General features: G+C 73.5%; 6 protein-coding genes. All 6 read left to right on the forward strand.

Going from position 1 to position 4,698, the window contains the following annotated elements:
* Positions 1–668, forward strand: a 668-nt coding sequence (locus DVA66_RS17210; RefSeq protein WP_157974084.1) for a class E sortase, incomplete at its 5' end; no start/stop codon positions are given.
* A gap of 99 nt (positions 669–767) precedes the next feature.
* Positions 768–1,427, forward strand: coding sequence for a ferritin-like domain-containing protein (locus DVA66_RS17215; protein WP_114561165.1), 660 nt, complete (start codon positions 768–770; stop codon positions 1,425–1,427).
* Between the two features lie 25 nt (positions 1,428–1,452).
* Positions 1,453–2,064 carry a ferritin-like domain-containing protein gene (locus DVA66_RS17220; protein ID WP_198671892.1) on the forward strand — a complete coding sequence of 204 codons (612 nt, stop codon included), beginning with the start codon at positions 1,453–1,455 and terminating at the stop codon, positions 2,062–2,064.
* Between the two features lie 168 nt (positions 2,065–2,232).
* Complete coding sequence (locus DVA66_RS17225) at positions 2,233–3,651, forward strand: APC family permease (protein ID WP_114561167.1); 1,419 nt, start codon at positions 2,233–2,235, stop codon at positions 3,649–3,651.
* A 1-nt stretch (position 3,652) separates the two neighbouring features.
* Positions 3,653–4,123, forward strand: a complete 471-nt coding sequence (locus DVA66_RS17230; protein ID WP_114561168.1) for a universal stress protein — start codon at positions 3,653–3,655, stop codon at positions 4,121–4,123.
* Between the two features lie 42 nt (positions 4,124–4,165).
* A partial coding sequence (locus DVA66_RS17235) for a primosomal protein N' family DNA-binding protein (RefSeq protein ID WP_456297817.1) occupies positions 4,166–4,698 on the forward strand: 533 nt, incomplete at its 3' end.

Raw genomic sequence — 4,698 nt, forward strand, 5'->3', positions numbered from 1 at the left:
GGCGGATCGCCGGCGCGGCGGTGCTGGCCGTGGTCGCCGTGGCGCCGTGGCTGGTGCCCTGGCAGCAGCTGCCCGGCACCTCGGCCGAGGAGACCGCTCCCGCACGGGTGCTGCCCGGGCCCGGGCCGTCGAGCCCGCGACCCCCGGCGCAGCCGCGGCCCGACGTCGACGACGTCCGCGAGCTCGGCGAGGTGGTGGCGGCCGCGACCGGCTACGACCTGCCCGTAACGCCGGAGGAGCTGGCCGCGCTGAGCACCACGCCGGGTGAGCACCAGGAGCTCGGCCGGGTGCAGGTCCCGGCCATCGGCCTGGACGCCGCCTACGGCGAAGGTGTCCACGAGAGCGTGCTCGCGGAGGGCCCCGGCCACTGGCCCGGCACCCCGATGCCCGGCCAGGAGGGCAACGCCGTCATCTCCGGGCACCGCAACACCCACACCCAGCCGTTCAAGGAGCTGGACGAGCTCGAGCCGGGGGACGCGGTGGTCGTCAGCACCGCCGGCGGCTCCACCACCTACGAGGTGACCGGGACGACGATCGTGCCCGAGGAGGAGTACAAGGACGCCGTCCTGGCCCAGCCCGAGCCCGGCACCCGGGAGGTGACCCTCTTCGCCTGCCATCCCGAGGGCGACCCGGTCTACCGCATCGTCGTCCGGGCCGAGGCCCGATGACCACCGGCGCCTGCCGCACGCGATCCGTGGAGGTGGTGACCGACTGACCCACCCGACGGACCCGACAGACCCGACACCACCCAGCAGTGAGGAATCGACATGACCCAACCACAGCAGTTCGTCCGCCCGCAGCCGTTCGGCGGACGTCCGGTGATCCTGTTCCGTGACGACAGCAGCCGACGGCGGTTCCTGCAGACCGCCCTCGTGGTCGGCGCCGGCTCGAGCCTGGCCGCGGCCGCCGCGGCGATGCGCGACCCCCGGGCCGTCGCCGATGCCACCGCCAACGACCTGGACATCCTCAACTACGCGCTCACCCTGGAGTACCTGGAGGCGGAGTTCTACACCCAGGGCCTCGGCAGCGGCGTCCTCGACGGCCGCGACCTCGAGCTCGTCGAGCCGATCCGCGACCACGAGCAGGCGCACGTCGAGGCGGTCACCCAGACCATCACCGACCTCGGCGGCGAGCCGGTGGACAAGCCGTCGTTCATGTTCCCCGACGGCACCTTCGACGACAAGGACATGTTCCTCACCAACGCCTCGGCCTTCGAGGAGCTGGGCGTCACCGCCTACCACGGCCAGGTGCCGCGGATCGACGACCCCGACATCCTCGCCGCCGCGGCCGCCATCGCCGGCGTGGAGTCCCGGCACGCCGCCGTCGTCGCCGACCTGCTGGGGGAGAACCCGTTCCCTGCGCCGTTCGAGAAGACGATGACGATGGAGCAGGTGCTGGAGCAGGCCGGCAAGTTCATCGAGCAGTGACCACGCAGGACGAGAGGAGATCATCATGAACCGCAGGGACCTCATCCGGGGTGCCGCCGTGGCCATCCCCGGCTCCGTGGCGCTCACCATGCTGTCGGCCAAGTGGGCTCTCGCCGAGGGCGTTGACGACTTCGACGGCCCCGTCGACGTGCTCAACTACGCGTTGACCCTGGAGTACCTGGAGGCGGAGTTCTACCGGCAGGGCAACCAGTCCGGGCTGGCCGAGGGCCGCGCCGCGGACTACCTGGGCACCATCCAGACCGACGAGGAGGCCCACGTGATGGCCCTCCAGGACACCATCGCCCAGCTCGGCGGCACGGCCGTCCCGGCACCGGAGGTGGACTTCGGGCAGGCCTTCGGCTCGCTGGAGAGCTACCTCGAGACCGCCTACACCTTCGAGAACCTCGGGGTGCAGGCCTACCTCGGGGCGGCTCCGGCCCTGTTCCAGCAGAAGGAGCTGCTGTCGGCGGCCGCGAGCATCTTCGGGGTCGAGGCCCGGCACGCGGCGATCATCGCCAACCTGCAGGACAAGGCCGCCGAGGGCGGCGTGTACCAGGGCGCGGTCGAGACCCCGGCGGACCGGAGCACGGTGCTCCAGGCCGCGAGCCCGTTCATCGTGGCGGCCCGGACCTACTGACCCACACCCGGGCGGGCGGACCCCACGGTCCGTCCGCCCGGTCCTGCTGCCCCGGTCCTGGCGCGTGCCGGCTCCTGCGTGAGGCGTTGACGGCCGGGTAGTCCAGGCCAGACGCCGGACGCGCGGGCGATCCCCGCCCGGACGCCCGGACGTCGGGAGGGGAGAGGTATGACGACGACGCAGCCTGAGCGGACCGAGGAGTCCGAGGGCGGGCTCAAGCGCACCATCACCGGACGGCTGCTCTACGGCTACGTCCTGGGTGACGTGCTGGGCTCGGGGGTGTACGTCCTGATCGGCTCGGTGGCCGCTGCTGTCGGCGGCGCGTTCTGGCTGGCCTTCGCCGCCGGCGTGGCGGTGGCCACGCTGACCGGGATGGCCTACGCCGAGCTGGTCAGCAAGTACCCCCGCGCGGCTGGTGCCTCGTTGTACGTCCACCACGCCTTCCGGCGTCCGGCGCTGACCTTCTTCGTCACCGTCTGCTTCCTCTCCGCCGCCTTCGCCGCCGCGGGTTCGCTGGCCTCGGGGTTCGCCGGCTACTTCACCCAGGTCTTCCAGCAGGCTCCGGTGCTGCTGGTGTCGCTGGTCTTCGTGCTGGCGCTCTGCCTGATCAACTTCATCGGGATCACCGAGTCGGTGGTGGCCAACATGGTGATGACGGTGGTGGAGGTCGCCGGGCTGGCGATCATCCTGGCGGCCGGGGTGGTGCACGTGGCCCGCGGCGATGCGCGCTGGGGCGTCCTCACCGAGTTCCGCGCGGAGGGCAACCCGGTGTTCGCGGTGGTGGCCGGGGTGGCCCTGGCGTTCTTCGCGATGACCGGCTTCGAGAACGCCGCCAACGTCGCCGAGGAGACACGACGGCCCGCGGTCACCTTCCCGCGGGCGCTGATCGGCGGGATGGCGACCGCCGGGGTGATCTACGTGCTGGTCGCCATGACGGCGGCCCTGGTGGTCCCGGTGGACGTGCTCGGCGGGTCGGAGGCCGCGCTGCTGGAGGTGATCCGCGCCGGCGTGCTGCCCGCACCGGTGGGCGCGATGATCATCGCCTTCGCCCTGATCGCCATGGTCGCGATCAGCAACACCGCGCTGGTCTCGATCGTCACCCAGTCCCGGGTGCTCTACGGGATGGGGCGCGAGGGCGTCGTGCCGCGGGTCTTCTCCCGGCTGCACCACGCCCGGCGCAGCCCGTGGGTCGGGCTGCTGTTCTCGGGGCTGGTGGTCGGTCTGCTGCTGGTGGTCGGTGCGCTGGTCCAGCTCGTCGACCCCGAGCTCGACCTCGTCGGTCGGCTGGCCACGGTGACCGTGGTGTTCCTGCTCTTCATCTACGCGCTGGTGATCGTCTCGGCCTTCAAGCTCCGCGGCACCGACGAGGCCGACGACACCTACCGGGCGCCGACCCCGCTGCTGGTGGTCGGCCTGGTCGGCAACGTGGTGCTACTGGTCTACGTCGTGGTCGACGACCCCAGCTCGCTGCTGTGGGTCGGCGGACTGCTGCTGGTCGGCCTCGCGCTCTACCTGGCCGAACGCGCGTCCCGCCGCGGACGCGACCCGCTCGCCGGCTACGACGGCCACGACGCGAAGGAGGGCTGAGATGCACGTCCTGGTCGCCACCGACGGCTCGCGGGAGTCGCTGACCGCGGCACGCGAGCTGCAGCGACTGGCCGACCCGGCCCGGATCGACGCGGTCACCGTGGTCGCCGTCGTCAGCCCGCTGGCCGCGGTCCCGTTCGCCAACGACCTCGGGCGTCCGCGCGACCCCGCGAGGTCGAGCCTGGAGGGTCTCAGCTTCCGCCAGGAGGCCGAGGACGCCGTCGCCGTCGTGGCCGAGCAGCTGGCCCGGTGGGGACCGCCGGTGCGCCGGCAGGTGCGCAGCGGGTCGGCCGCCGCCGAGATCGTCCGCGCCGCCGAGGAGCTGCCGGCCGATCTGGTGGTGCTCGCCAGCGGCGGCCGCGGGCTGAGCGAGACCGTGCTGCTCGGCAGCACCGCCGCCCGGGTGCAGCACTCCGCCCCCTGCGCCGTGCTGGTGGTGCGCCCTCCCGGTCCGCGCCGACCCGGGCGCTGAACCCGGCCGGCGCTGTCGGGCGCCGCCCCTACCATCGGGGCCGTGACCGATCCCGCCGCGCTGCTGCCCGCCCCCGTGGTGGACGTGGCGCGGGTGGCCGTCGACGTCGGGCTGGCGCACCTGGACCGGGTGTTCGACTACACCGTCCCCGACGCGATGCGCGACGACGCCGTCCCCGGCGCCCGGGTGCGGGTGCGTTTCGCCGGCCGGCTGCGCGACGGGTTCGTGCTGGAGCGGGCCGGGGCGAGCACCACCGAGCGCAGCCTGCAGCCGCTGCACAAGGTGGTCTCGCCCGAGCCGGTGCTCAGCCCGGAGGTGGCGCGGCTGGTGCGGGCGGTCGCCGACCACTGGGCCGGCACCTTCTCCGACGTCGTCCGGCTCGCCGTGCCGCCGCGGCACGCCGCCACCGAGAAGGCCCCCCGCCGCGAGCGTGCCGCCCCCGAGCTGGACGGCTGGAGCCCCACGGCCTCGGTGCTGGCCGGCTACCCCTGGGGCGCGCAGTGGCTGGAGGCGGTCGCCCGCGGTGAGTCGCCGCGGGCGTTCTGGCAGGTGGCGCCCACCGCCGGGGTGGCCGG

The sequence above is a fragment of the Desertihabitans aurantiacus genome, from assembly GCF_003344635.1.
In the GTDB taxonomy this organism is placed as follows: domain Bacteria; phylum Actinomycetota; class Actinomycetes; order Propionibacteriales; family Propionibacteriaceae; genus Desertihabitans; species Desertihabitans aurantiacus.

Bases quoted from the DNA above. Each gene is read 5' to 3' on its own strand.
- DVA66_RS17215 (WP_114561165.1), top strand. From the start codon at position 768: ATGACCCAACCACAGCAGTTCGTCCGCCCGCAGCCGTTCGGCGGACGT.
- DVA66_RS17220 (WP_198671892.1), top strand. From the start codon at position 1,453: ATGAACCGCAGGGACCTCATCCGGGGTGCCGCCGTGGCCATCCCCGGC.
- DVA66_RS17225 (WP_114561167.1), top strand. From the start codon at position 2,233: ATGACGACGACGCAGCCTGAGCGGACCGAGGAGTCCGAGGGCGGGCTC.
- DVA66_RS17230 (WP_114561168.1), top strand. From the start codon at position 3,653: ATGCACGTCCTGGTCGCCACCGACGGCTCGCGGGAGTCGCTGACCGCG.